Origin of the sequence: Sphingomonas natans (assembly GCF_030546695.1) — a bacterium.
Taxonomy (GTDB): domain Bacteria; phylum Pseudomonadota; class Alphaproteobacteria; order Sphingomonadales; family Sphingomonadaceae; genus Sphingomonas_I; species Sphingomonas_I natans.
The window spans coordinates 1-22008 of sequence record NZ_JAUOTP010000012.1 but is presented as its reverse complement, the minus strand read 5'-3'; the positions used below and the strand labels follow the sequence as shown (position 1 = coordinate 22008).

Annotated in this window: 20 protein-coding genes; 17 read left to right on the top strand and 3 right to left on the bottom strand. The window is 67.4% G+C overall.

Annotation, left to right across the window (positions count from 1 at the left end; translation table 11 throughout):
• Nucleotides 1-28: 28 nt before the first annotated feature.
• The 8 genes from Q4F19_RS20265 to Q4F19_RS20230 all read left to right on the top strand — a co-directional run bounded on the left by Q4F19_RS20265 (nt 29) and on the right by Q4F19_RS20230 (nt 8552).
• Nucleotides 29-1378, top strand: coding sequence for a chemotaxis protein CheW (locus tag Q4F19_RS20265; protein WP_303546508.1), 1350 nt, complete (start codon nt 29-31; stop codon nt 1376-1378).
• A complete protein-coding gene (gene cheB, locus Q4F19_RS20260) occupies nt 1375-2460 on the top strand; it encodes a chemotaxis-specific protein-glutamate methyltransferase CheB (RefSeq protein WP_303546506.1) in 1086 nt (361 codons plus the stop codon). Before Q4F19_RS20265 ends, cheB begins: the two co-directional genes overlap by 4 nt.
• The gene (locus Q4F19_RS20255) at nt 2457-3311 is read left to right on the top strand and encodes a CheR family methyltransferase (protein ID WP_303546505.1); all 855 of its coding nucleotides are present in this window, start codon (nt 2457-2459) and stop codon (nt 3309-3311) included. The genes cheB and Q4F19_RS20255 overlap by 4 nt, the downstream gene beginning before the upstream one ends.
• Nucleotides 3311-5242, top strand: coding sequence for a chemotaxis protein CheA (locus tag Q4F19_RS20250; protein WP_303546504.1), 1932 nt, complete (start codon nt 3311-3313; stop codon nt 5240-5242). The genes Q4F19_RS20255 and Q4F19_RS20250 overlap by 1 nt, the downstream gene beginning before the upstream one ends.
• A complete protein-coding gene (locus Q4F19_RS20245) occupies nt 5239-5490 on the top strand; it encodes a hypothetical protein (RefSeq protein ID WP_303546502.1) in 252 nt (83 codons plus the stop codon). Before Q4F19_RS20250 ends, Q4F19_RS20245 begins: the two co-directional genes overlap by 4 nt.
• A gap of 65 nt (nt 5491-5555) precedes the next feature.
• Complete coding sequence (locus Q4F19_RS20240; protein ID WP_303546500.1) at nt 5556-5939, top strand: response regulator transcription factor; 384 nt, start codon at nt 5556-5558, stop codon at nt 5937-5939.
• Complete coding sequence (locus Q4F19_RS20235) at nt 5936-6574, top strand: chemotaxis protein CheX (RefSeq protein WP_303546499.1); 639 nt, start codon at nt 5936-5938, stop codon at nt 6572-6574. Before Q4F19_RS20240 ends, Q4F19_RS20235 begins: the two co-directional genes overlap by 4 nt.
• Nucleotides 6567-8552, top strand: coding sequence for a hybrid sensor histidine kinase/response regulator (locus Q4F19_RS20230; protein ID WP_303546497.1), 1986 nt, complete (start codon nt 6567-6569; stop codon nt 8550-8552). Before Q4F19_RS20235 ends, Q4F19_RS20230 begins: the two co-directional genes overlap by 8 nt.
• A gap of 39 nt (nt 8553-8591) precedes the next feature.
• Here Q4F19_RS20230 and Q4F19_RS20225 read toward each other — a convergent pair whose 3' ends face one another.
• Together Q4F19_RS20225 and Q4F19_RS20220 are read right to left on the bottom strand one after the other, a co-directional pair.
• Nucleotides 8592-9899: an MFS transporter gene (locus tag Q4F19_RS20225; protein WP_303546495.1), complete on the bottom strand. Its 1308-nt coding sequence runs from the start codon at nt 9897-9899 to the stop codon at nt 8592-8594.
• Between the two features lie 102 nt (nt 9900-10001).
• A complete protein-coding gene (locus Q4F19_RS20220; RefSeq protein WP_303546493.1) occupies nt 10002-12542 on the bottom strand; it encodes a TonB-dependent receptor in 2541 nt (846 codons plus the stop codon).
• 190 nt (nt 12543-12732) lie between these two features.
• Here Q4F19_RS20220 and Q4F19_RS20215 point away from each other — a divergent pair, with 190 nt between their 5' ends.
• From Q4F19_RS20215 to Q4F19_RS20180, 8 genes are all read left to right on the top strand, one after another.
• Complete coding sequence (locus Q4F19_RS20215; protein WP_303546491.1) at nt 12733-13683, top strand: aldo/keto reductase; 951 nt, start codon at nt 12733-12735, stop codon at nt 13681-13683.
• Between the two features lies 1 nt (nt 13684).
• Nucleotides 13685-14782 carry an ABC transporter substrate-binding protein gene (locus tag Q4F19_RS20210; protein WP_303546489.1) on the top strand — a complete coding sequence of 366 codons (1098 nt, stop codon included), beginning with the start codon at nt 13685-13687 and terminating at the stop codon, nt 14780-14782.
• Nucleotides 14779-15618 (top strand): ABC transporter permease, encoded by an 840-nt coding sequence (locus tag Q4F19_RS20205; protein WP_303546487.1) that lies wholly within the window; start codon nt 14779-14781, stop codon nt 15616-15618. The genes Q4F19_RS20210 and Q4F19_RS20205 overlap by 4 nt, the downstream gene beginning before the upstream one ends.
• Nucleotides 15615-16382 (top strand): ABC transporter ATP-binding protein, encoded by a 768-nt coding sequence (locus Q4F19_RS20200; protein WP_303546485.1) that lies wholly within the window; start codon nt 15615-15617, stop codon nt 16380-16382. The genes Q4F19_RS20205 and Q4F19_RS20200 overlap by 4 nt, the downstream gene beginning before the upstream one ends.
• Nucleotides 16379-17242: an NADPH-dependent oxidoreductase gene (locus Q4F19_RS20195; RefSeq protein WP_303546484.1), complete on the top strand. Its 864-nt coding sequence runs from the start codon at nt 16379-16381 to the stop codon at nt 17240-17242. Before Q4F19_RS20200 ends, Q4F19_RS20195 begins: the two co-directional genes overlap by 4 nt.
• A 95-nt stretch (nt 17243-17337) precedes the next feature.
• Nucleotides 17338-18444: an LLM class flavin-dependent oxidoreductase gene (locus tag Q4F19_RS20190; protein ID WP_303546483.1), complete on the top strand. Its 1107-nt coding sequence runs from the start codon at nt 17338-17340 to the stop codon at nt 18442-18444.
• A gap of 138 nt (nt 18445-18582) precedes the next feature.
• Entirely contained in the window at nt 18583-18975 is a 393-nt protein-coding gene (locus tag Q4F19_RS20185; protein WP_303546481.1) for a hypothetical protein, read from the top strand.
• A gap of 53 nt (nt 18976-19028) precedes the next feature.
• Nucleotides 19029-19856: a hemerythrin domain-containing protein gene (locus tag Q4F19_RS20180; protein ID WP_303546480.1), complete on the top strand. Its 828-nt coding sequence runs from the start codon at nt 19029-19031 to the stop codon at nt 19854-19856.
• A gap of 37 nt (nt 19857-19893) precedes the next feature.
• Here the strand turns inward: Q4F19_RS20180 and Q4F19_RS20175 are convergent, their stop codons facing one another.
• Nucleotides 19894-20724 (bottom strand): alpha/beta fold hydrolase, encoded by an 831-nt coding sequence (locus Q4F19_RS20175; protein WP_303546477.1) that lies wholly within the window; start codon nt 20722-20724, stop codon nt 19894-19896.
• Nucleotides 20725-20903: 179 nt separating this feature from the next.
• On the opposite strand from Q4F19_RS20175, the gene Q4F19_RS20170 reads away from it, so the two are divergent.
• A partial coding sequence (locus Q4F19_RS20170) for a BaiN/RdsA family NAD(P)/FAD-dependent oxidoreductase (RefSeq protein ID WP_303546475.1) occupies nt 20904-22008 on the top strand: 1105 nt, incomplete at its 3' end.

Genomic DNA, 22008 nt, shown 5'->3' with positions numbered 1-22008 from the left:
GGCGAGCGCGGCGGGCCCGGATGAGCCGATGCTCAGCTTCCGCGTCGGCGGAGACCGGTTGAGCGTTCCGGCGGCGATCGTGCGCGAGGTCTCCAGGCTGCCGCGCATCACGCGCGTGCCGCATGCGCCCGCCAGCCTGCTCGGGCTCGGCAACTTCCGCGGATCGGTTCTGCCGGTCGTCTCCTTCGCGCGCCTGACCGGCCGCGAGACGCAGGGCGAGCGGCGCGTGATCCTGCTCGACACCGCCGATCCGCTGGCGCTCGCCGTGGATGACGTGGCGGCGCTGGGACAGGATGACGATGCGCGGCGCATCGATATCGAACAGCTCATCGCCCGGGATTTCCAGCGGGCCGACCGCAAGGCGCGTGCGGTCGCCCGGTCGAGCCAAGCACCGGCGAGCGACGCGGATGCCGGCATCACCCTCGTCGCCTTCACCGTCGCCGGACAGGATTATGCGCTGCCGATCGCCGCGGTGCAGGAGGTGCTGAGGCTTCCCGCCGACATCACCCTCCTGCCCCATGCCGATGACATGGTGGTGGGTTCGATCGTGGTGCGCGACGCGCTCCTGCCGTTGCTGTCGCTCCAGAGCCTGCTGGCGCTTCCCGGGGACGGGGATGCGGAGCGCGCGCGCGTCCTGGTCGTCAAGATCGGCACGCACAGGGTCGGGCTGGTGGTGGACCGGATGGATGCGATCCTGCGCGTTCCCGAAGCGCAGATCGATACCGTCCCGGCCGTCCTCGCGCGCGGTTCGGCCGAAGCGCGAATCCAGGCGATCTGCCGGCTGGACGGCGGGCAGCGGCTGGTCTCCGTGCTCGCCGTGGAGCATCTCATCCGCGAGGATCTCACCGCGCGCCTGCTGCAGGGAGCTGACGAACTGATGGCGGAGCGCACGGCAGAAGAAGCATTGGCGCAATTCCTGCTGTTCCGGATCGGCAAGGAGGAATTCGGCCTGCCAATCGAGGCGGTCGTCGAGGTGGCCCGCCCGCCCGCAAAGCTGACGCGGCTGCCCCGTGCGCCCGCCTTCGTACAGGGCGTGATGAACCTGCGCGGCCAGGTGATCCCCGTAATCGATCAGGCGCGGCGATTCGGCAGCACGGTGCCGCCAAGCGCGCGCCGCCGGGTGATCGTCGTCCGGCTCTGCGAGCTTCAGGCGGGCTTCGTCGTGGAAGCGGTCTCCGATGTCATGCGGGTGCCCGTCGGCGCGATCCGCGCCGCGCCCGATCTGGGCGGCGAGCAGACGCGCGTCTTCGATCGCGTCGTCAATCTCGGGGACGAAGGGCGGATCGTGCTGATCGTCAGCCCGCAGGAACTGCTCGATCGGGCCGAGCGCGAGATGCTGGGCAAACTCGGCGGAAAGTTGCCGGCCGCCGCATCGTGACGCGACTGCTGATCGTCGACGATTCGCCGCTGATGCGGCGGCTGCTCAGCGAGATCTTCGCAGCCGAAGCCGATTTCGAGGTCGCCGTCGCGCGCAGCGGGGCCGAAGCGCTGGCGCAGCTCGCCACCTTCAAGCCCGATGTCATCACGCTCGACATCCACATGCCCGGAATGGACGGGCTCGCCTGCCTGGACCGGATCATGGTGGAGCGGCCCTGCCCGGTCGTGATGATCTCGTCGCTGACCGCAGAGGGCGCCGACGAGACGCTGGAGGCGATCGCGCTCGGCGCAATCGATTTCGTCGCCAAGCCGCGCGGCCCGGTCTCGATCGAGATCGAGACGATCGCGCCCGCCTTGGTGGAGAAGGTGCGGGCCGCATCACGCGCGCGCATGTCCCGCGCAACACGCCTGGCGGATCGCGTGCGGCTGCGGACCAGCGCGCCTGCGCTTGGCCGAACGCGTACACCCGCATCCCGCGGCGCGGCCAAGCCGGTGGCGGCCGGCGGCAGCGAAGGTCTGGTCCTGGTCGGCACCTCGACCGGCGGCCCCGCCGCGCTGGACAAGCTGCTCGGCCAGCTTCCGGCCGACTTTCCATGGCCGATCGTCATCGCCCAGCATATGCCCGCGAGCTTCACCGGCGCGCTCGCCCGGCGGCTCGACAAGATCTGCGCGCTCTCGATCGTCGAGGTGGCGCGGCAGACGCCGCTCGTCGCCGGCACCGCCTATATCGGGCGTGGCGACGCCGACGTCCTGATCTCGCGGCGGGCCGGGGCGCTCGTCGCATTGGCGGCCCCGAGCGCCCCCGAACTGCACTGGCATCCCAGCGTCGACCGGCTTGTTGCTAGCGCGATGCAATATCTCGCACCCGAACGGCTGATCGGAGTGTTGATGACGGGCATGGGCGCGGACGGCGCGCAGGCCATGGCGAAACTCGCCGAAAAGGGAGGACAGACCATCGCCGAGGCCGAGGAGAGCGCGATCGTGTGGGGCATGCCGGGTGCGCTGGTCGCGCTGGGCGGCGCGGATCATGTCGTGCCGCTGGATGCGATCGCCGCGCGCCTGACCGGCCTGATCGGCCGGTGAGCGAGGAGCCCGGCGGCCAGGAGCCCGCCGCTTCGGTCCCGTCCGAGGAAGAGCTGCGCCGGATTACGGCCTATATCTATCGCTGGACGGGCATGATCTTCGGCGAGAGCAAGCGTTATTATATCGAACGGCGCCTCGCCCATCGCATCGCCAAGACGAACATGCCCGACGTCCGCGCCTATCTGGCGCTGCTCGCGGGCAGCGCGGTCGAGCGCGAGCAGCTCGTCAACGCGTTCACCGTCAACGAAACCTATTTCTACCGCGAAGAGCATCAGTTCGCGGCTCTGTCGGCGCAGATCCTGCCGCAGGTCATCGCGAACAAGCGCCCCGGCGATCTGGTCCGCATCTGGTCGATGCCCTGCTCGACGGGCGACGAGGCCTATTCGATCGCGATCTGGCTGCTCGAAAACTGGCCGCTCGTGGACGCCTACAATGTCGAGATCGTCGGCTCGGACGTCGATACGGCCGCGATCGAACAGGCCAAGGCCGGCCGTTACGCGCCGCGTGCGCTGGCGCGGCTCCCTGCGACCGTGATCGCGTCCTATTTCGAGGCGGAGCGGAACCATCGCCGCAAGATCATCGACGATCTGCGGGAATCGGTCCGCTTCGTGCCCGCCAATCTGTTCGATCGATCGACGCTGCCGTCGCTCGGCAAGTTCGACATCATCCTGTGCCGCAACATGCTCATCTATTTCGACGATGAGTCACGCCGCATCGCCGCCGACAATCTGTTCGACTGCCTTCACCCCGGCGGTTTCCTGCTGCTCGGGCACAGCGAATCCATGGCGCGGATCACCGATCGCTTCACGATGGTTCGCCTCGACGATGCGATCGTCTATCGTCGCCCGTGATGGACGAACTGCTCGAGCAATTCCTGATCGAAGGGCGCGAGCTCGTCCTGCAGGGACAGGCCGATCTGATCATCCTGCTCGGCGATCCCGGCAATGCCGGTGCGATCGATAGCGCGTTCCGCGCGATCCACACGCTCAAAGGATCGGTCGGGATCTTCGACATGGCGCCGGCCGAGCGCGTCCTGCACGCGGCGGAGACTTTGCTGGAAAGCGCGCGCAAGGCGCCCGCGGGGATATCGCCGGGCGATGTACCGCGCCTTGTCGCAAGCCTCGATCAGGTCGATCGCTGGATCGATGCGATGGAGGCGTCCGGTTCGCTCGGATCGGGGGCGGACGCGATCGCCGCACGCCTGCTCGATCAGCAAGCGGAGACATCGCCCCGAGCGGAGGCGCTGGACCCAGACCCGTGCAGTCCGGACTGGGCGATCACGCTTGCCGATCGGGAGGCAGCGGCGCTCGCGAACGCCACAGGTGCGCTCGTCGCCTTTCGCTATGCGCCCGACAGCGACGCCTTCTTCCGTGGGGACGATCCGCTGGCGCTGATCGCGACCGTCCCCGGGCTGATTGCGCTCGCCGTCCTGCCCGCGCACGGCGCCTGGCCCGATCTCGCGACGATCGATCCCTTCTCGTGCGGGATGGTGATCGAGGGCGTAGCCGCCGCGCCCCTCGCCGCCCTGCAGCCGATCTTCCGGCTCGTGCCCGATCAGGTCGCGTTCCACGCGCTGGAAGCACGCGGCGCGCCGGTCCGCGAACACTCCGCCCCTTCGTCCGGGGCGACGTTCCTGCGCGTCGATGCGGCGCGGCTCGATGCGCTCGCGGATGGCGTCGGCGAGCTCGCGGTCGCCGCCAACGCCTTTTCGGACATCGCCCATCGCGCCGAACGCATCGATCCCGCTCTGGCGCTCGTCATTCGCGCAGCGCAGGGCGATCTCGATCGCGCGGTCGGGGTCGTGCACCGCGCCGTGTCCGCGGTGCGTCTCGTGCCACTCGGGCCCGCGCTCGCACGACTGCCGCGGCTGGTCCGCGAGATCGCCGTCAATCTCGGCAAGCAGGTCGCCTTCACGCTGAGCGGCGATCAGATCGAGGTCGACAAGCAGATTGCGGACGGGCTGTTCGAGCCTCTGCTCCATCTCGTTCGCAACGCGCTGGATCATGGCATCGAAGCGCCGGAGACGCGCGCCGCGAGCGGAAAGTCCAGCGAGGGCGCGCTGTCGCTCCGGATATCGCGAGAGGGCGACGATGTCCTGGTCACGCTCGCCGACGACGGCGCGGGGATCGACCCGACCCGCATCAAGGCGCTCGCGGTGACGCGCGGACTCATCGATGCCGAAGCCGCCGCGCAACTGGCCGACGGCGCCGCGCTCCGGCTGATCTTCGCACCCGGTTTCTCGACCGCGGCGCAGATCAGCGACGTTTCGGGCCGCGGCGTCGGCATGGATGCGGTGCAATCGGCGGTCGATCGCCTGCGCGGCCGGATCGACATCGAAAGCCAGGTCGGGCTCGGCACCAGCTTCCGACTGCGCCTGCCCGCCAACGCGCTGACGACGCGGCTCCTCGTGATCGATGTCGGCCGCGACCGCTACGCCGTGCCGTTCGACCAGATCGCGGAGACCGCGCGCGTCGAGGCGGAGCGCCTCGTCCCGCTCGGGACGGGTATCGCCTGCGTGCTACGCGACCGGACCGTCCCGGTGCTGAGCCTCGCAGAGCTGCTGGGCGGCGAGGAGAGCGGACTGGACCCGGCGCGCCTCCTCGTCACGCGCGCGAGCGGCGAACCGGTTGCGCTGCGCGTCGATCATTTCAGTCACCGGATCGACGCGATGGTGCGCGCGCCGACCGGCTTGCTCGCCGGCGTTCCCAGTATTGCGGGCACGGCGCTGCTCGGCGACGGCGGCATCCTGCTGGTCCTCAACCTGCCGGAGCTGGTGGCATGAGCATCGAGGTCAGCGGGACCGTCATCAGTATCGTCGGCCATGCGGCGGTCGAGGATGCCGAGCCTTTGCTGGCTGCGCTCCACGAGGATTCATCGAGGACCGTTGATCTGCATCAAGCCGTTCGTCTGCACACTGCGCTGGTCCGGCTTCTACTTGCGCTTCGACCGCGCATCGTGGGCGTACCCACGGATCCATTCTTTGCGACTTACCTGCTTCCGCTGCTTGATCGCGACCGAGGAAGCGCATAGCCGATTGGTCTGTCTATGTTTTGCAGATGGCGACCCTGTCGTCCCGTATAGTTTCGGAGTGCCGAATGTCCGTTACCGTCCTGATCGTGGATGACAGCAAGCTCGCGCGGATCGTCGCGGGCAAGGCGCTCGCCGAGTTGCAGCCCGCTTGGCAGAAGCTGGAAGCCGCGAGCGCGCAGCTCGCGCTGGAGATCGTCGGCGAACAGGCGATCGATATCGCGCTCATCGATTTCAACATGCCGGAAAGGGATGGCCTCCAGCTCGCCGAGGAACTGCGCGCGCTGCATCCCGATCTGCCGATCGCCATCATAACCGCCAACATCCAGGATGAGATCATCGCGCGCGCCCGTGCGGTCGGCGCGACCTTCGTGCCGAAGCCCGTCACGGCGGACGGCCTGCGCGGCTTCCTGTCCGGCGCCGCTTTGCGGTTGCGAGCGGCAAAGGGATGATCACCGAACCCATCTCACTCGCCGAGCTCGAGCGGGATGCACTGACGGAGATCGTGAATATCGGCGTCAGCCGCGCCGCATCAAATTTGCGCAAGATGATCGGCGGCGAAGTCCTACTCTCCGTGCCCTCGATCGACGTCGTCAGCCAGCGCCGCGCCGCGCGCCTGATCAGCGAGCGCGAAGTAAGCGATCTGATCGCGGTCCGCCAGAATTTCCAGGGCCCGTTTTCGGGCTGCGCGCTGCTGATCTTTCCTGAGACGAACAGCCTGGAGCTGGTGCGCGCCGTTACCGGCGGTGAGCTCAGCACCGCCGAACTCGTCGAGATGGAACATGAGGCGCTGGCCGAAACGGGCAACGTCATTCTCAATTCCTGCCTCGCGACGATGGCAAACATGCTCAAGCGATCGCTGCAGATGACGATCCCCGAGGTCATCCGCGGATCCGGCGCGACATTGTTCGAGGTGGACGAGACGAACGCGTCCGAGGGGCTCGTCCTGTTCCTGTACATCAACTTCTCGGTCCGAAAGCATGACATACGCGGCTATATCGCGATGATCATGGATCTGCCCTCGCTCGCGACGCTGAAGGAATTGCTCGACGAATTCATCCAGCGCGTGATGAGCGACGATGCCTGAAACCGGCCCGTCCGCGGGCAGCGATCATGTCCGCAAGCTTCTCGCGGCGGCCGGCGCGAGCGGCACCTGGGACTGGAATATCTCCCAAAACCGCCTTCGGATCGATGCGCCCTTCGCGGAGCTCTACGGTCTGGACGAGACTCAAGCGGACACGCCGCTTCCGACCGCGACGTTTTTCAAGGCGGTCCATCCGGACGATCGCGCGCGCATCCGCATCGCGGTCGCCGGGATGGTCGCGGGCGCGGAGCATTTCTCGAAGGAGTTCCGCGTCGTCACCGCGGACGGCACGGTCCTGTGGGTCCATGGCCGCGGCGAGACGCATTTCGATCAGGACGACCAGCCGGAATCCTTCACCGGGCTGTTGATCGACGTCACCGAACGCAAGCGCACCGAGGAGCGGCTGCGCGTCGCGCAAAGCGCGGGTGGCGTCGGCACGTTCGAATATTCGGACGGTTTCGCGACCGTCGCGGTCTCGTCGGAATTCTGCCGGCTGCTGGGGCTCCACCCGGCCAACATCCTTCCCGTCCGTACGATCAACGCGGTGCTGACCTCCGCCGATGCCGGCATGCTGATCCCCGAGGCGCCGCATGGCGCGCAGATGGAGACATTGGACGGCACGTTCTGCGTCATCCGCAACGATGATGGCGAGCGGCGCTGGATCACGCGGCGGGGCGAGATCCTGCACGACGGCGATGGCGGCTATCGCCTGATCGGCGTCATCTACGACGTGACCGCCGCGAAGGCGCAGGAGGCCGCTCTGCGCGATCTCAACGAGACGCTGGAGACGCGGATCGAAACCGCGCTCGCCGAGCGGCAGCTCATCGAGGACGCGCTCCGCCAGGCCCAGAAGATGGAGGCGGTCGGCAACCTCACCGGCGGCATCGCGCATGATTTCAACAATCTGCTGACGATCATCATCGGCAATATCGATACGGTGCTCCGCCGCTCCGGCACGGACCGGGATCCGCGCGAGCAGCGCTCGCTCGGCAATGCGCTGAAGGGGGCCGAGCGCGCCGCGGCGCTGACCCAGCGGCTGCTCGCTTTCTCGCGCCGCCAACCACTCGCGCCCAAGACGATCGATATCGCGCGCCTGCTGACCGGCATGTCGGATCTGCTCACGCGATCGATCGCGGAGACGATCGCGATCCGCGTCGTCGCCGCGCCCGATCTGTGGGCGGTCGAGGCGGATCCGAACCAGCTCGAAAACGTGATCCTCAATCTTGCGGTCAATGCCCGCGATGCGATGCCGGACGGCGGACCGCTGACGATCGAGGCAAAGAACGAGGTGATCGGGGCCGACGCGTTCGCCGGCGTGCCGGACGGCGCCTATGTCGTGGTCTCGGTCAGCGACGATGGCATGGGCATGGCGCCGGAGACGGTCGCGCAGGTGTTCGATCCCTTCTTCACCACCAAGGAGGTGGGCAAGGGGACGGGCCTGGGCCTGTCGATGGTCTATGGTTTCGCCAAGCAATCGGGCGGCCATGTCCATATCCGCTCCGCGCTCGGCGCCGGCACGACGGTTTCGCTCTTCCTGCCGCGCCAGCAGGGCGCCGCCGAAAGTCCGGACGAGCCGGACGCGGTCGCCGCCGAGCGCGGCCGCCCGAGCGAAACCGTGCTGGTGGTCGAGGATGACGAGGATGTCCGCGCCTATACGGTCGGCGTCCTGCGGGAACTGGGCTATCACGTCATGGAGGCCGTCGATGGGATCACGGCGCTTCAGGTTCTGGGGCGGGACGATCAGCCGATCAGCCTGTTGCTGACCGACGTCGTCATGCCGAGCATGTCGGGGACCGAACTCGCCGATGCCGCCCGATCGCTTCGGCCCGAACTGAAGGTGCTTTTCATGTCGGGCTATCCGCGCGATACGATCAGCCCGGACGGCCGGATCCAGGCGGGTGTCGATCTGCTGTCGAAACCCTTCACCTTCGCCAGCCTCTCGCAGAAGCTCCGCCAGGTCATGGATCACGCCGAAGGCTAGATCGCGCGTCGCAGCGCATCGAACGGGAGGTTTGAGCAATCACATCTTCGGGCGCGATCGCTCTGTGCCGACCCGCGCCGCGAGCATCAGGATGGCGCCGAGCAGGGTCAAGGCCGCGAGCAGCAAGAGACCCGCCGCTTTCTCCCCCGTCAGCGTTTCCGCCATTACCCGCGCGTTGGGCGCGAGGAACGAGCCGATCGCGCCGAGGCTGTTGATGAGCGCGATGCCGGCCGCTGCCGTCACCCCGCTCAACCCCGCCGAGGCATGTCCCCAGAAGATGGGCTGTGCGGCGATGAACCCGCTCGCGGCGAAGCACAGGCCCAGCAGGCCCAGCCACGCCGATCCGGCCGCGACCGAGACCGCGATACCGACCCCGGCAACCGCCAGCGCGCCCGCGGCGATCTCCCGGCGGCGTCCGGTCCGATCGGCCAGGCGCGGGAGATAGAAGGTCGCGAACAGAGCGCAGCCCCACGGTATCGCCGAGACGACGCCGACCTGGAACCCCACGCTCCGGCCGATCAGCGCGCCGACCTGCGACGGCAGGAAGAACACGACCCCGTACACGCTCATCTGGATGAGCAGATAGATGAGGCCGAGATGGAGAAAGCGCGGGCTGGACAGCTGCGCCAGAACCGCGCGCGGCCGCGCATCATGTCCGTCGCCCGGTGCGGACGCCAAGGCGCGCGCCAAAGCGGCCTTCTCGCCCGCCGACAGCCACGCGGCATCCTCGGGCCGATCGTCGAGATAGAAGAAGGCCGCGATGCCGACCGCCGTCGCGGCCAGGCCGGTCGCGACGAACAGCCATTGCCAGCCGTGCAGCCCGGCCACTGCCTCCATGTCGAGAAGCAGCCCGGAGAGCGGGCCGCCGAGGATGAAGGTGATCGGCGCGCCGAAATAGAACAGGCCGATGGCGCGGCTTCGCGCTGCGGGCGGGTACCAGCGCGTGATGAAGTAGATCACGCCCGGAAAGAAGCCCGCCTCGCAGATGCCGAGCAGCAGGCGCAGCGCATAGAACAGCCCCTCGCTGCGGATGAACATCATCGCCGCCGTCACCAGCCCCCAGGTGATCATGATCCGGGCCATCCACAGCCGCGCGCCGACGCGGTGGAGAATGATGTTCGACGGTATCTCGAACGCAGCATAGCCGAGGAAGAAGATCGACGCGCCGAACGCATAGGCCGCGTCGCCGATCGCGGTATCGTGCTGGAAGGCATCGCGCGCGAAGCCGACATTCGTCCGGTCGAGGAAGGCCAGCACGTACATGAGCAGCAGGAACGGCATCAGGCGGCGCTGAAGCTTGCCGATCGGGAGATCCGCCGCTTCGTGCGGATCCTCGGTTGCGTTCATGCTCTTCCTCTCGCCGGCGGCTGTCGGACTCTCCCTATCTTCCCCGCCCCGCCACACCAACCGGCGTCGAGGTCGGCGACGCGACCGACCTCGACCGCCGCATCAATATTTCGCGCGCAGCGTCACGCCATATCGTGCCGGCTGATTGTAGGTCACCGTCCGGCCGAGATAGGCCGTGACGCCGGCACCCGACGGGGCCGCCAGCAGGGCCTGCGACACGATGTTCTTCTCGTTGGTCGCGTTGTTCGCATAGAGCGAAATATCGTATTGGCCGTCCTTCAGCCGCACGCCCGCGCGCAGGTTGAGCGTGAACTGGTTGGGCACCTGCGTGTAGATCGACTGGGTCACGCCCGTCCCGTAGCGGGTCGTGTAGGAATATTGGGCGTAGCTGTAGAATTCGGCGCCCGGCGCGATCGGGACATCCCAGGACGGCGTGACCGACAGCGCCCATTTCGGCGAATAAGGCGCGCGCTGGCCCTTCGCGTCGATGCTCGCGATGCCGTTGTAGCTCAGCTCCGCCGGTGCCGGCAGCGAGGGCGCGCGCGTGTAGATGCCGTCATTGTAATTGCCGTCGAACGTCAGCCGGATGCCCGAGCCGAGATTGCCAGCCAGGCTCCATTCGAAGCCGCGCGCGCGGATATCGCCGACATTGGTGGCGCCGCGCTGGATCGTGCCGTTGGGCAAGGTGAACGAGATGGAGGTCTGGAAACCCTCGAGCTTCTCCCGATAGGCCGCGAGCGCGAAGGTCAGGCGGCGATCGAACACCGCGCCCTTGATGCCGGCCTCGATATTCTTGGTCTTCGTCGGCTTCACATTGGGTGCCGAGGGATCGAGCGCGCGATTGTTGAGATCCAGCCCGCCCGCCTGATAGCCCGTCGCATAGGTGACGTAGGTCGTGACGTCGGGCGTGATCCTGTAGGAGAGGCTGGCGGTGCCCGAGACATTGTCGCTCGATGTCCTGCGGCCGAGCGCATAGCCGGTGGCCGCGACCCCGGCCGGATAGCCGGGCACGGTATAGGCCACGCCCGCATTGCGCTGCACGGCATCGATCGCATTGTAGAAAGCGAGCAATTGCGCGTTCGTGATCCCCGCCGGCAACGCGGTCGGCAGCTGGCTGGTATCGACCGGGCTGCTGCCATTCTTGCGATCATAGGTGTAGCGCAGGCCGCCGGTGAGATCCAAGGCGCTGTCGATATGCCAGGTCGCCTGGCCATAGGCCGCCGCGTTCCGGTTTTCGACTGTCGTGTCCTCGATGATCTGCACGCCCGTCAAAGCGGAGCGGAAGGAAAGCGGGATCGGCGCGAAAGCGGTGCCCGCCAGCGTGTTGTAGGCATTGTACCAGGGGATCACGTCGGCGCCGAACTGGTGGACGACGTAATGATCCTTCAGCTTCGAATAATAGAGGAACGCGCCGAGCTGCCATTCGATCGGACCATGCTTGTCCGATGCCAGGCGGAATTCCTGGCTGAACTGGTCGTTGTGGCTGATCGCGACATTCTGGTAGATGTCGAGCGGCGAGGTATCGCTGTCCTGCGGCGGATTGAACGTCCACAGCCGCCATGCGCTGATCGAGGTCAGGGTGATGCCGCCGAAATCATAGTCGGTGGTCACCGAGACGCCCGCATTCTTCGTCTTCATGTGATTGTAATTGTTGATGATGCTGGAGCGGGGATCGACCGTCTGGATCCAGTTCTGGACCCCGCCGAAATTGGTCAGCTGGGCGAGCGCGTTGCGCGCCGCGGTCACGCGCGCCTGCTGCGCCGCGGTCGTGTTGATGCCCCAGTTGCCAGGCCCGAATATCTCGCTGATCCCGCCACCCGAGCTGTAGCCGGCCGAGCTGTCGCTCTCGACGTTCAGATCGCCCGCGATATTGAGCTTCAGATCGCCGGCATCGATCAGAAATTGCTGGCGGACGCCCCAGCGCCCGACGCCGGCGGTCTTGGAATCGTCGGTCGCGGTCGGGGCGAAGATGCCCTTCTGGAGCGCCGCGTTGCGGAAAGCGGGGCGGAACGGCGTATCGACCCAGGGATCGGAGCGGGTCCCGTATGCGACCGTGCGATAGGCGATGCTGTCGGTGATCGGCCCGGTCAGGATCGCCTTGCCCTGCGCGAAATTATAGCGGCCGTAGGACGCCTCGAACGTGTAGCTCGGCGTGAAGCTCGGCTTGTTGAAGGTGATGTTGAGCGCGCCCGCCGCAGCGTTGCGCCCGAACAAGGTCCCCTGCGGTCCGCGCAGCACCTCGAAGCTCTGGACGTCGACCAGATCCTGCAGCACCTGCCCCGGCCGGGCCTGATAGACGCCGTCGAAATAGACGCCGATCGCGTTGTCGAGGCCGTCGGCCGCGGTCGGCGCATAGCCGATGCCGCGGATCGTTACCGAGAAATTGCGCGGATTGCCGCCCGTCGAGTTGAGGCCCGGCGTCTGTTCGACCAAGCTCTGCAGATCGATCGTGCCCTTGCGCTGCAGCGTCTCGCCGCTGATCGCCTGCACCGAGATCGGAACGTCCTGGATATTCTCGGCGCGCCGGCGCGCGGTGACCAGGACCTCCGGCGAATCGGACGATGCATCCACTGCCGCAGGCGCCGCATCGGGCTCTGCCGCGAGTGCGGCGCCCCCCGACGTGCTCGCCAAGGCCGCGGCCAAGAACGCCCGAATCCGCCGATGAGTCATGATTTTTGCCCCTTATGAAACCGATCTCAGGGCTGAGCCGAGTAGAAAATACAACTCCTATCGGGTAACTAGAGAATCTGCGCGGCCGGTTAGTTTTTCTGCATCGCGGCCAAAAGCGATCCGGTGCCAAAAGCTGCCGGGCCGGGTGGCGGGAGAGACGGGCATGGCGAAGATCGGATCGTTCGAGGTAAGCGCGCAGGGCTTCGGCGCGATGGGCCTGTCCTCGGTCTACGGGCAGGCGGACGATGCGGAATCGATCCGCACGATCCACCGCGCGATCGATCTCGGCGTCACCTTCTTCGATACGGCAACCGGCTATGGCGCCGGCCACAATGAGGATCTACTCGGCAAGGCGATCGCCGGCCGGCGCGATCGCCTCGTCATCGCCAGCAAGTTCACGCATCGCCAGGGAAGTGACGGCCGCCACGTCTCGGCGCGCGAGGCGGTGGAGGCGAGCCTGCGCCGGCTCAGCCTCGACCAGATCGATCTCTATTATCTCCACCGCGTCGATGCCGACGTGCCGATCGAGGAGTCGGTCGGCCAGCTCGCGCGGCTGGAGGAAGAGGGCAAGATCGGCGGCATCGGCGTGTCCGAGGCGAGCGCCGCGCAGCTCCGCGCCGCGCATGCCGTGGCGCCGCTGACCGCGCTGCAGAGCGAATATTCGCTATGGACCCGCGACGTCGAGGTCGAGATTTTGCCCACGGTGCGCGAACTCGGCATCGGCTTCGTCGCCTATAGCCCACTCGGTCGCGGCTTCCTCGCAGGCGCCACGTCGAGCGGCGAGGGCGACCGGCGCAGCATCCACCCGCGCTTCACGCCCGAGGCGGTGGCCGCCAATGCGGTCCGCCGGCGAACGATCGAGGACGTCGCCGAGCGGCTGCACGTCACGCCCGCGCAGGTCAGCCTCGCCTGGGCGCTGTCCAAGCAGGTCGTCCCGATCCCCGGCACGCGCCATGTCCGCCATCTCGAAGACAATTGGGCCGCGGGCGCGATCCGGCTCGACGACGGCACGATCGACGAACTGGAAGCCGCCTTCCCGCGCGGCTCTACGGTCGGCGATCGCTATCCGGCGGAGCAACTGAAGCAGGTCCCCGCCGAGCCCGCGCTCGCCTGACATGGCTATCGCCCGTTCCTCCTGGCCGCGGGGGTCCGCATCGCTTGCGATCTTCGTGATCGTCTCGATCGCCTTGCTCTTCGCCTTCGCACCGGCGCGGCGCGCGGCCGCCACCAGCACGGGCTTCACGCTGACCACGCCAATCCCGGACAAGGTGCCGCCCGGCGTCGTCCTGCGGATCGGCGATCCCGTCACCCAGTGGGTGTTCGAGCATAATGGCTGGGAGAAGCAGCTCCCGTTCCGCATCGAATGGGCGCAGATCACCGGCGGGCCGGACGTGACCGAAGCCTTCCACGCCGGCGTGCTGGACGTCGGCTTCGGCGCCAGCGTCCCGCCGATCCACGCCGTGTGGACGGGCATCCCGGTGCGGATCATCGCCTATCGCCAATATGTCGATCGCTCGCAGCGCCAGGCCTATGTCCTCGGCATCGCCCCCAAGGCGAACATCGCGAGCATCGCCGATCTGCGCGGCAAGCGCATCGCCTTCAGCCCCAGCCAGGTGCAGGCACAGGTCGTGCTGCAGACGCTGCGCGCCGCGGGCATCCGGCGCGACGAGGTCACCTTGGTCGAGCTGCCCTCGAGCATCGGCGGCGATGTCTACAGCAACGCGCTCGCCTCGAACGTCGTCGATGCCGCCCCGCTTCGCGCGGATCTCGTCTCCGAGCGCTACATCCGCAAATATGCCTCGGACGGCGCGCACCTGATCCGCCATCCGGCCTTCCGCGACGACGGCGGCGGCCTCTACGTGCCCGAGACCGTGCTGGTGAATCCGGCCAAGGCCGCGGCCCTGCGCATCTATGTCCACTATTGGGGCCGGGCCCTGGCCTGGATCAACGCGCACCCCGAGGAACTGGCGCGCGGCTATTATGGCACGCATCAGGGCCTGCCGATCGCCGACGCGCGCGTGATGGCGGCCTATGTCGGCCAAGTCGCGGCGCCGCGCAGCTGGGCCGGGGCGATCGCCTACGAGCAGACCGCGATCGACACGCTCGCGCCCGAGACCAAGCATCCGCGCTTCGATGCGAAGGCTTTGTTCGATCACCGCTTCGAGACGATCGCCGCCGACGGCGCCGCCTCCGCTCCGGGGAAACGGTCATGAACGCTTATTCCGACCTCCGGGTGGAGCCGATCACGGTACAAAAACCGCGGTCGGTGCCCAAGCAGCGGCTGAGCCCCGGCAAGCCGGCCCGCTACGGCATCCTCCTCGGCCCCGCCTTGCTGCTTCTCTATTGGACGGTGCTGTCGGTCACCGGCTGGCTCGATCCCCGCATCCTGCCCGCGCCGTGGACCGCAATCACCACCGCGATCGAGCTGATCCGCGAGGGTCGCCTTCAGGAAAACCTCGCCATCTCGACATGGCGGGCGATGACCGGGCTCGGCTTCGGCGTGATCGTCGGGGTGACGCTTGCCTTGCTCTCCGGACTGTCGCTGCTCGGCGGCTACGTGATCGACGGGCTGGTCCAGATCAAGCGCGGCATCCCGATCCTCGCTTTGATCCCCTTCATGATCCTGTGGCTCGGCATCGGCGAGACGATGAAGATCACGCTGATCGCCACCGCCGTCTTCTTCCCCGTCTATATCAACACGCACAATGCGCTGCGCGCGATCGACCTGCGCCATGTCGAGCTGGCCGAAACGGTGCGGCTGACGCGCTGGCAGTTCCTGCGCTCCGTCGTCGTGCCGGGCTCGCTGCCGGGCTTCCTCACCGGCCTGCGCTTCGGCGTCACCGCCTCGTGGCTGGCGCTCGTCGTCGTCGAGCAGCTCAACGCCACCAGCGGCATCGGCTACATGGTCACGCTCGCGCGCAACTATGCGCAGACCGACGTGATGCTCGTCGGGCTGGTCCTCTATGCTTTGCTCGGCTTCGGCTCGGACGCGATCGTCAAGCAGCTCGAGCGCGGCCTCCTCTCCTGGCGAAAGACGCTCGGCCGATGACCATATCCGCCGTCCAGGTCCGCGGCCTCGTCCGCACCTTCACGCTCAAGGGCGTCCTCAACGGGATCGATCTCGATATCGCGCCCGGCGAGTTCGTCGCGCTGCTCGGCCGCAGCGGATCGGGCAAGAGCACGCTGCTGCGCGCGCTCGCCGAGATCGATCACGAGGCCGAGGGCAGCGGCGAGATCCGCCTGCCCGAGCGCCTCTCGGTCATCTTCCAGGATGCGCGGCTGCTGCCGTGGATGCGCGTGCTCGACAATGTCCTGCTCGGCGTCCCCGGCCGGGAGGCGCGCGTACGGGGCCGTTCGGCGCTCGCCGAAGTCGGGCTTGCGGGGCGCGAGCGCGCCTGGCCGCACGAGCTTTCGGGCGGCGAGCAGCAGCGCGTCGCGCTCGCCCGCGCGCTGGTCCGCGAGCCCAAGCTGCTGCTCGCCGACGAGCCGTTCGGCGCGCTCGATGCGCTGACGCGCATCCAGATGCACGCTCTGCTCCGGCGCCTGTCCGACGTGCACGATCCCGCGGTCCTGCTCGTCACGCACGACATCGACGAGGCGATCCTGCTCGCCGACCGGATCGTCATGCTCGACGATGGCCGGCTCGCCGCCGACCTGCCCGTCGACCTGCCCGCAAGCGGGATCGCGCGTCGCGAGCGCATCGCCGAATTGCGCGCGCTCCTTCACCGCCTGCTCGGCGTTGAGGAGGCCCCCGCCGATTATCACGAAGACACGACGCCGCCGGAGCCGGCCGCGCTGGGGAGAGCGATATGAGCAGTGCAGCGGACCTGGCTTTCGCATCGACGCCGGACACGGACGAACGGCTGAATGCGCGCCTCTTCGATCGCTACCGAAACACGCTCGACGTGCCCGTCGCGTGGAACGAGACGCTCGATACGCTGATCGCGCACCGCTCGGTCCGGGCCTACCTCCCCCAAGCACTTCCGGTCGGCACGGTGGAACTGCTCGTCGCGGCCGCACAGTCCGCCGCCAGCTCCTCCAATCTCCAGCCGTGGAGCGTGGTCGCGGTCGAGGATCCGGCGCGTAAGGCGCGGCTCGCATCGCTCGCGGGTGACCAGAAGCAGATCCACCAGGCGCCGCTCTTCCTGTTGTGGCTGGTCGATCTGAATAGGCTGGACCGGATCGGCGAGGCGCTCGCGACCCCCGCGGACGGGCTGCGCTATCTGGAGAGCTTCCTGCTCGGCGCGGTCGACACCTCGCTCGCCGCGCAGAGCGCCGTCGTCGCGCTGGAATCGATCGGGCTCGGCAGCTGCTATATCGGCGCGATCCGCAACAAGCCGGCCGAAGTCGCCGCCGAGCTGAACCTGCCCCCCAACGTATTCGCCCTGTTCGGGCTGACGGTCGGCTATCCGGATCCGGGTCGCCCCGCCTCGGTCAAGCCGCGCCTGCCGCAGGAGGCGGTCCTGTTCCGCGAAACCTACGGCGCCGACGACAATGCCCACCACGTCGCCGCGTACGATCGCCGCCTGAGAAGCTTCCAGCGCGAGCAGGCGATGGTGGAGCGCGACTGGAGCGAGCAGGCGTCCCAGCGCGTCCGCGGCGCCCATCTCGCGCTCAGCGGCCGGCATGAGCTGCGCGACATACTCCACGGCCTCGGCTTTGGCCTCGAATAGCGCCCCTCTTTTCCCCCGTCAGCTCTTCTCCACGGAGTTCCCATGCCGATACGCGCCAATCGCATCGCCCGTCCCGTCGTTCTGGAGGCCCGCGCATGAGCTCCGAATTCCTCTGGTACATCCCCAACCAGGTCGAGGCCGGGCACCGCGGCGACGTCTCGTCGGATGCCTGGAGCCTCGATACGCTGACCAGCCACGCGACCGCGCTGGAGCAGCATGGCTGGCGCGGCGCGCTGATCGGCACCGGCTGGGGCCGGCCCGACACCTTCACCGTCGCCGCGGCGCTGACCGCGCGGACGACGACGTTCGAGCCGCTCATCGCGATCCGCCCGGGCTATTGGCGCCCGGCCAATTTCGCCTCCGCCGCGGCGACGCTCGATGAGCTGTCGGGCGGACGCGTCCGCATCAATATCGTCTCGGGCCAGGACAATCTCGCCGCTTATGGCGACAGCGAGGGCGAACAGGCGCATCGCTACGACCGGACGAAGGACTTCATGCGGCTCGTCCGCCGCCTCTGGACCGAGGAGGACGTCAGCTTCGAGAGCGAGCATTTCCGCGTCGCCAAATCGACCGTGAGCCCGCGCATCACCCCGCGCGGCGAGCGGCGGCACCCGCGGCTCTATTTCGGCGGGGCGTCTGCGGCCGCCGAGCGCGTCGCCGCCACCGATGCCGACGTCCAGCTCTTCTGGGGCGAGCCGCTCGACGGCGTCGGCGAGCGGATCAAGCGACTGAAGGCCCTGAGCCGGGATCTCGACCGCAACCTGCCCCCGCTGGAATTCGGGCTGCGGATCACGACGATGATCCGCGACACGACCGAGCAGGCCTGGGCCGATGCCGAGGCCAAGGTCGCGGCGATGGCGCAGAAGCAAGGCGTCGTCGACGAGCATCGCCGCGCCCCCGCCGTCGGCCAGCAACGGCTGCTGGATCTCCACGCGCGCGGCGACGTGCTCGACGACAATCTCTACACGGCGCCCGGCAGATATGGCGGCGGCGGCGCGGGCACGACCTGGCTGGTCGGCTCGGCCGCGGATGTCGCGCGTTCGCTGCGCAAATATCGGGCGCTCGGCATCACGCACTTCGTGCTTTCGGACACACCCTATCTGCCGGAAATACGCAGGCAGGGCGATCAGTTGCTGCCGCTGCTGCGCGACGATCTCCAGCCGGCGGTGGAGCGCGCGCTCGCCGATGCGCAGGTGGCCTAGCCCACCCGACAGCGGCCGGAGCTGAGAAAAAGGACGCCGCCCGTTTCGACATAGGTCGAACCGGGCCGGCGTGCCCTGTTCTTTTCATATCCGATTTACTTCGATGGTGCCGATAGCGCGGATAACCGCGAGGCATTCATGCAGAATTACGTCAAGGTCGATCGCAAGCTCCGCCGCGTCATCATCCGCGGCCAGGGGCAATGGACACCGCACCAGGCGGATCAATGGTATTCCGATATCGCCGCCATCCACGCCTGGACGCGTGAATCGACCGCGCCGATCACGATCTTCTCCAATCTGACCGGTCTCGTCCTGCACACGCAGGAGATTTCCCGGCGGGTCGAGGAGTCGGTGGTGTTGATGCGCGACCTCCCGATCGCGCGCTACGCGCTCATCGTGCCGAGTTTCCTGATGCGCATGCAGTGTCGGCGTCTGCTCATGGATATTCCCCATACCAATTTCGACGATGTCGAAGTCGCCCGGCAATGGCTTGGCTGGGAGCCGACCTATGCGATGCTCCTGGCCGCCTGAGCGCACGCCACGACGAAGGATCTGAGCGAAACAGCCGTACGACGGATGATACGATGACATTCGAGAAGCTGATCGGTGAACATGATCATCTCGAGGAGCTGACGCTGCGGCTGGAAGCGATCTGCGAGCGTGACGTCGCCGATGTGTATGGCGTCGCCGCCGCGCGGTTCGATCTCAAGACGGCGCTGGATGAACATCTCGCGCACGAACAGGAATCGATTTACGCACATTATATGGAAAGCGCCGGCGCGCCGAACGCGGTGATCGCGCAGTTTCACGCCCGTTTCGAGAAGCTGTGCGCCGACTGGAACGACTATCTGCTCGACTGGAATGCGCAATGCCTGGAGGCCGACTGGCCGGGCTTCAAGGCCGAGACGGCCGATCTGATGCGGCGCGTCCGCCAGCGCACATCCGAAGAGACCCAGCTCATCTACGCGATGGCCCTCCAGCACGGCGTGCTGACGTTGCGGCACGACAATCCGGCCTCGCCTGCCGACGATCCGATGCTGGACAGGCCGGGCTACACCGTGCGCGAAGACCTGCCGCGCGGCGTGATCCGCATGATGGTGGATGGGTTTTTCGACCTCGAGACCCTGTCCGATCATTTCACCGACAACGAGATCGTCGTGAAGCGCTGGCGCTCCGCCGATCGCCCGATCCGCGTGTTCATCGATGCGGTGGGGCTGAAGCCGCACACCCCGGAGGGGCAGGCCTGCGTCCAGGAGGCGACTGCCCGCATCTACGAAAAGGGCGACAAGGTCGCGGTGCGCGTGTCGTCCAGCCTCGTCAAAATGCAGATGCGGCGCGCCTTGGCGGAAGACGACATCATCGCCTTCTTCGTGTCGGAGGCCGCCGCGCTGACCTGGCTGGAAGCCGCCTGAGCCACCACCAGGCCATGCGCGCCGGCTCGCCGGTAGTTTAGCTCTGAATGAATGCCAGCAGATCGGGATTGATGATCTCGGGATGCGTCGTGCACATGCCGTGCGGCAGGCCCTCATAGCTCTTGAGCGTGCCGTTCTTGACCAGCTTGACCGAGAGCGGCGCCGCATCGGCATAAGGGACGATCTGATCGTCGGTGCCGTGCATCACGAGCACGGGCACGTCGATCGCCTTCAGATCCTCGGTGAAGTCGGTTTCCGAAAAAGCTTTGATGCAATCATAATGGGCCTTGATCCCACCCATCATTCCCTGGCGCCACCAATTGTAGATCACGCCCTGGCTCACCGTCGCGCCTTCGCGGTTGAAGCCGTAGAAGGGCCCCGTCGGGATATCGAGATAGGCCTGCGCGCGCGTTTCGGCGGTGATCTTGCGGAAACCGTCGAACACCTCGAGCGGGAGGCCGCCGGGATTGGCCTCGGTCTTCAGCATGAGCGGCGGGACGGCGCCGATCAGCACTGCTTTGGCGACGCGGCCTGGCTCGGCGCGGGCCACATAGCGGGCGACCTCGCCGCCACCGGTCGAGTGGCCGATATGGACCGCGCCCTTCAGATCGAGCGCCGCCGCCAGTTCGATCATGTCGGCGGCGTAGGTGTCCATTTCGTTGCCCGTATCGGTCTGGCTGGACCGACCGTGGCCGCGGCGATCATGCGCGATGACGCGATAGCCCTTCTCGAGGAAGAACATCATCTGATTGTCCCAGTCGTCCGCAGACAGCGGCCAGCCGTGGTGGAACACGATCGGCTGGGCGTCCTTGGGACCCCAATCCTTGTAGAAGATTTCCGTGCCGTCCTGCGTCGTGATGGTCGCCATGCTTCGGTCCTCGTCTGCGATTCGAGTTGCCTGAGCCAAAGCTATACCCGCGCGGCGACGGTTTCGTGATGGGTACGAAACAAAAAATATGACAAATCGGCGCGCGATACGGTCGGTTGGTCGTCGCGGCCGTCACCGACGGGGCATGACGCGCGCCGGTCCACGCTCTAGGAGGCGGCATGGCTGCTGCTTATGACGCGATCGTGCTGGGAGCGGGCGCTGCGGGCCTGATGTGCGCGGCGACGGCGGGGCAGCTGGGCAAGCGCGTCCTGCTGATCGATCATGCCGATGCGCCGGGCAAGAAGATCCTGATCTCGGGCGGTGGCCGCTGCAACTTCACCAATCTCGGCACCGTCCCCGAGCGCTTCCTCTCGGCCAATCCGCATTTCGCGCGCTCGGCGCTCGCACGCTACACGCCGGCCGATTTCGTCGCCTTGGTCGGGCGGCACGGCATCGCCTGGCACGAGAAGACTCTCGGCCAGCTCTTCTGCGACGAATCGGCGAAGCAGATCGTCGAGATGCTGCTGGGCGAATGCGAATTGGGCGGCGTCGAGATCGCGCTCGGTGCACCGGTCACGGACATCGAGCATGCCGATGCGCGTTATCGTCTCCGCTTGGGCGCAAGGACGGTCGAGGCGCCCGCGCTCGTCATCGCGACCGGCGGACCCTCCATCCCGAAGCTTGGCGCGACCGGCTTCGCCTACGATCTCGCGCGGCGGTTCGGGCTGAAGGTGGTCGAGCCCCGCCCCGCGCTCGTGCCGCTGACGCTGGGCGGTGACGAGGTCCTGTTCCGCGAGCTTTCCGGCGTCTCGGCGGAGGTCGTCGCCAAGGCCGGCAAGACCGGCTTCCGCGAGGCGGCGCTGTTCACGCATCGCGGGCTTTCGGGGCCGGCCATCCTGCAAATCTCGTCCTACTGGCGGCACGGCGAGCCGGTGAGGATCGATTTCCTGCCCGATCGGCCGGCGGGCTGGCTCCGCGACGCCAAGCGCGCGAGCCCGAAGGCAGGGCTTCATCGCCAACTGGCCGCCGTCTTGCCCGATCGGCTGGCGGAGACGCTGGCGGACCGGCTGGGCCTGAAAGGCGAGCTTGGCGCGCAAACCGACGGCAAGCTCCAGGCCGCCGAGCAGGCGCTCGCCGCCTGGCCCTTCCACCCGAACGGCACCGAGGGCTTTGCCAAGGCCGAGGTCACCGTCGGCGGGATCGCCACCGCGCGCCTTTCCTCGCAGACGATGGAGGCGCGCGACGTCCCCGGCCTGTACGCGATCGGCGAGGCAGTGGACGTGA

Bases quoted from the DNA above. Each gene is read 5' to 3' on its own strand.
- Q4F19_RS20265 (WP_303546508.1), top strand. From the start codon at position 29: ATGCTCAGCTTCCGCGTCGGCGGAGACCGGTTGAGCGTTCCGGCGGCG.
- Q4F19_RS20250 (WP_303546504.1), top strand. From the start codon at position 3,311: ATGGACGAACTGCTCGAGCAATTCCTGATCGAAGGGCGCGAGCTCGTC.
- Q4F19_RS20245 (WP_303546502.1), top strand. From the start codon at position 5,239: ATGAGCATCGAGGTCAGCGGGACCGTCATCAGTATCGTCGGCCATGCG.
- Q4F19_RS20240 (WP_303546500.1), top strand. From the start codon at position 5,556: ATGTCCGTTACCGTCCTGATCGTGGATGACAGCAAGCTCGCGCGGATC.
- Q4F19_RS20235 (WP_303546499.1), top strand. From the start codon at position 5,936: ATGATCACCGAACCCATCTCACTCGCCGAGCTCGAGCGGGATGCACTG.
- Q4F19_RS20230 (WP_303546497.1), top strand. From the start codon at position 6,567: ATGCCTGAAACCGGCCCGTCCGCGGGCAGCGATCATGTCCGCAAGCTT.
- Q4F19_RS20225 (WP_303546495.1), bottom strand. From the start codon at position 9,899: ATGAACGCAACCGAGGATCCGCACGAAGCGGCGGATCTCCCGATCGGC.
- Q4F19_RS20215 (WP_303546491.1), top strand. From the start codon at position 12,733: ATGGCGAAGATCGGATCGTTCGAGGTAAGCGCGCAGGGCTTCGGCGCG.
- Q4F19_RS20210 (WP_303546489.1), top strand. From the start codon at position 13,685: ATGGCTATCGCCCGTTCCTCCTGGCCGCGGGGGTCCGCATCGCTTGCG.
- Q4F19_RS20205 (WP_303546487.1), top strand. From the start codon at position 14,779: ATGAACGCTTATTCCGACCTCCGGGTGGAGCCGATCACGGTACAAAAA.
- Q4F19_RS20200 (WP_303546485.1), top strand. From the start codon at position 15,615: ATGACCATATCCGCCGTCCAGGTCCGCGGCCTCGTCCGCACCTTCACG.
- Q4F19_RS20195 (WP_303546484.1), top strand. From the start codon at position 16,379: ATGAGCAGTGCAGCGGACCTGGCTTTCGCATCGACGCCGGACACGGAC.
- Q4F19_RS20190 (WP_303546483.1), top strand. From the start codon at position 17,338: ATGAGCTCCGAATTCCTCTGGTACATCCCCAACCAGGTCGAGGCCGGG.
- Q4F19_RS20185 (WP_303546481.1), top strand. From the start codon at position 18,583: ATGCAGAATTACGTCAAGGTCGATCGCAAGCTCCGCCGCGTCATCATC.
- Q4F19_RS20180 (WP_303546480.1), top strand. From the start codon at position 19,029: ATGACATTCGAGAAGCTGATCGGTGAACATGATCATCTCGAGGAGCTG.
- Q4F19_RS20175 (WP_303546477.1), bottom strand. From the start codon at position 20,724: ATGGCGACCATCACGACGCAGGACGGCACGGAAATCTTCTACAAGGAT.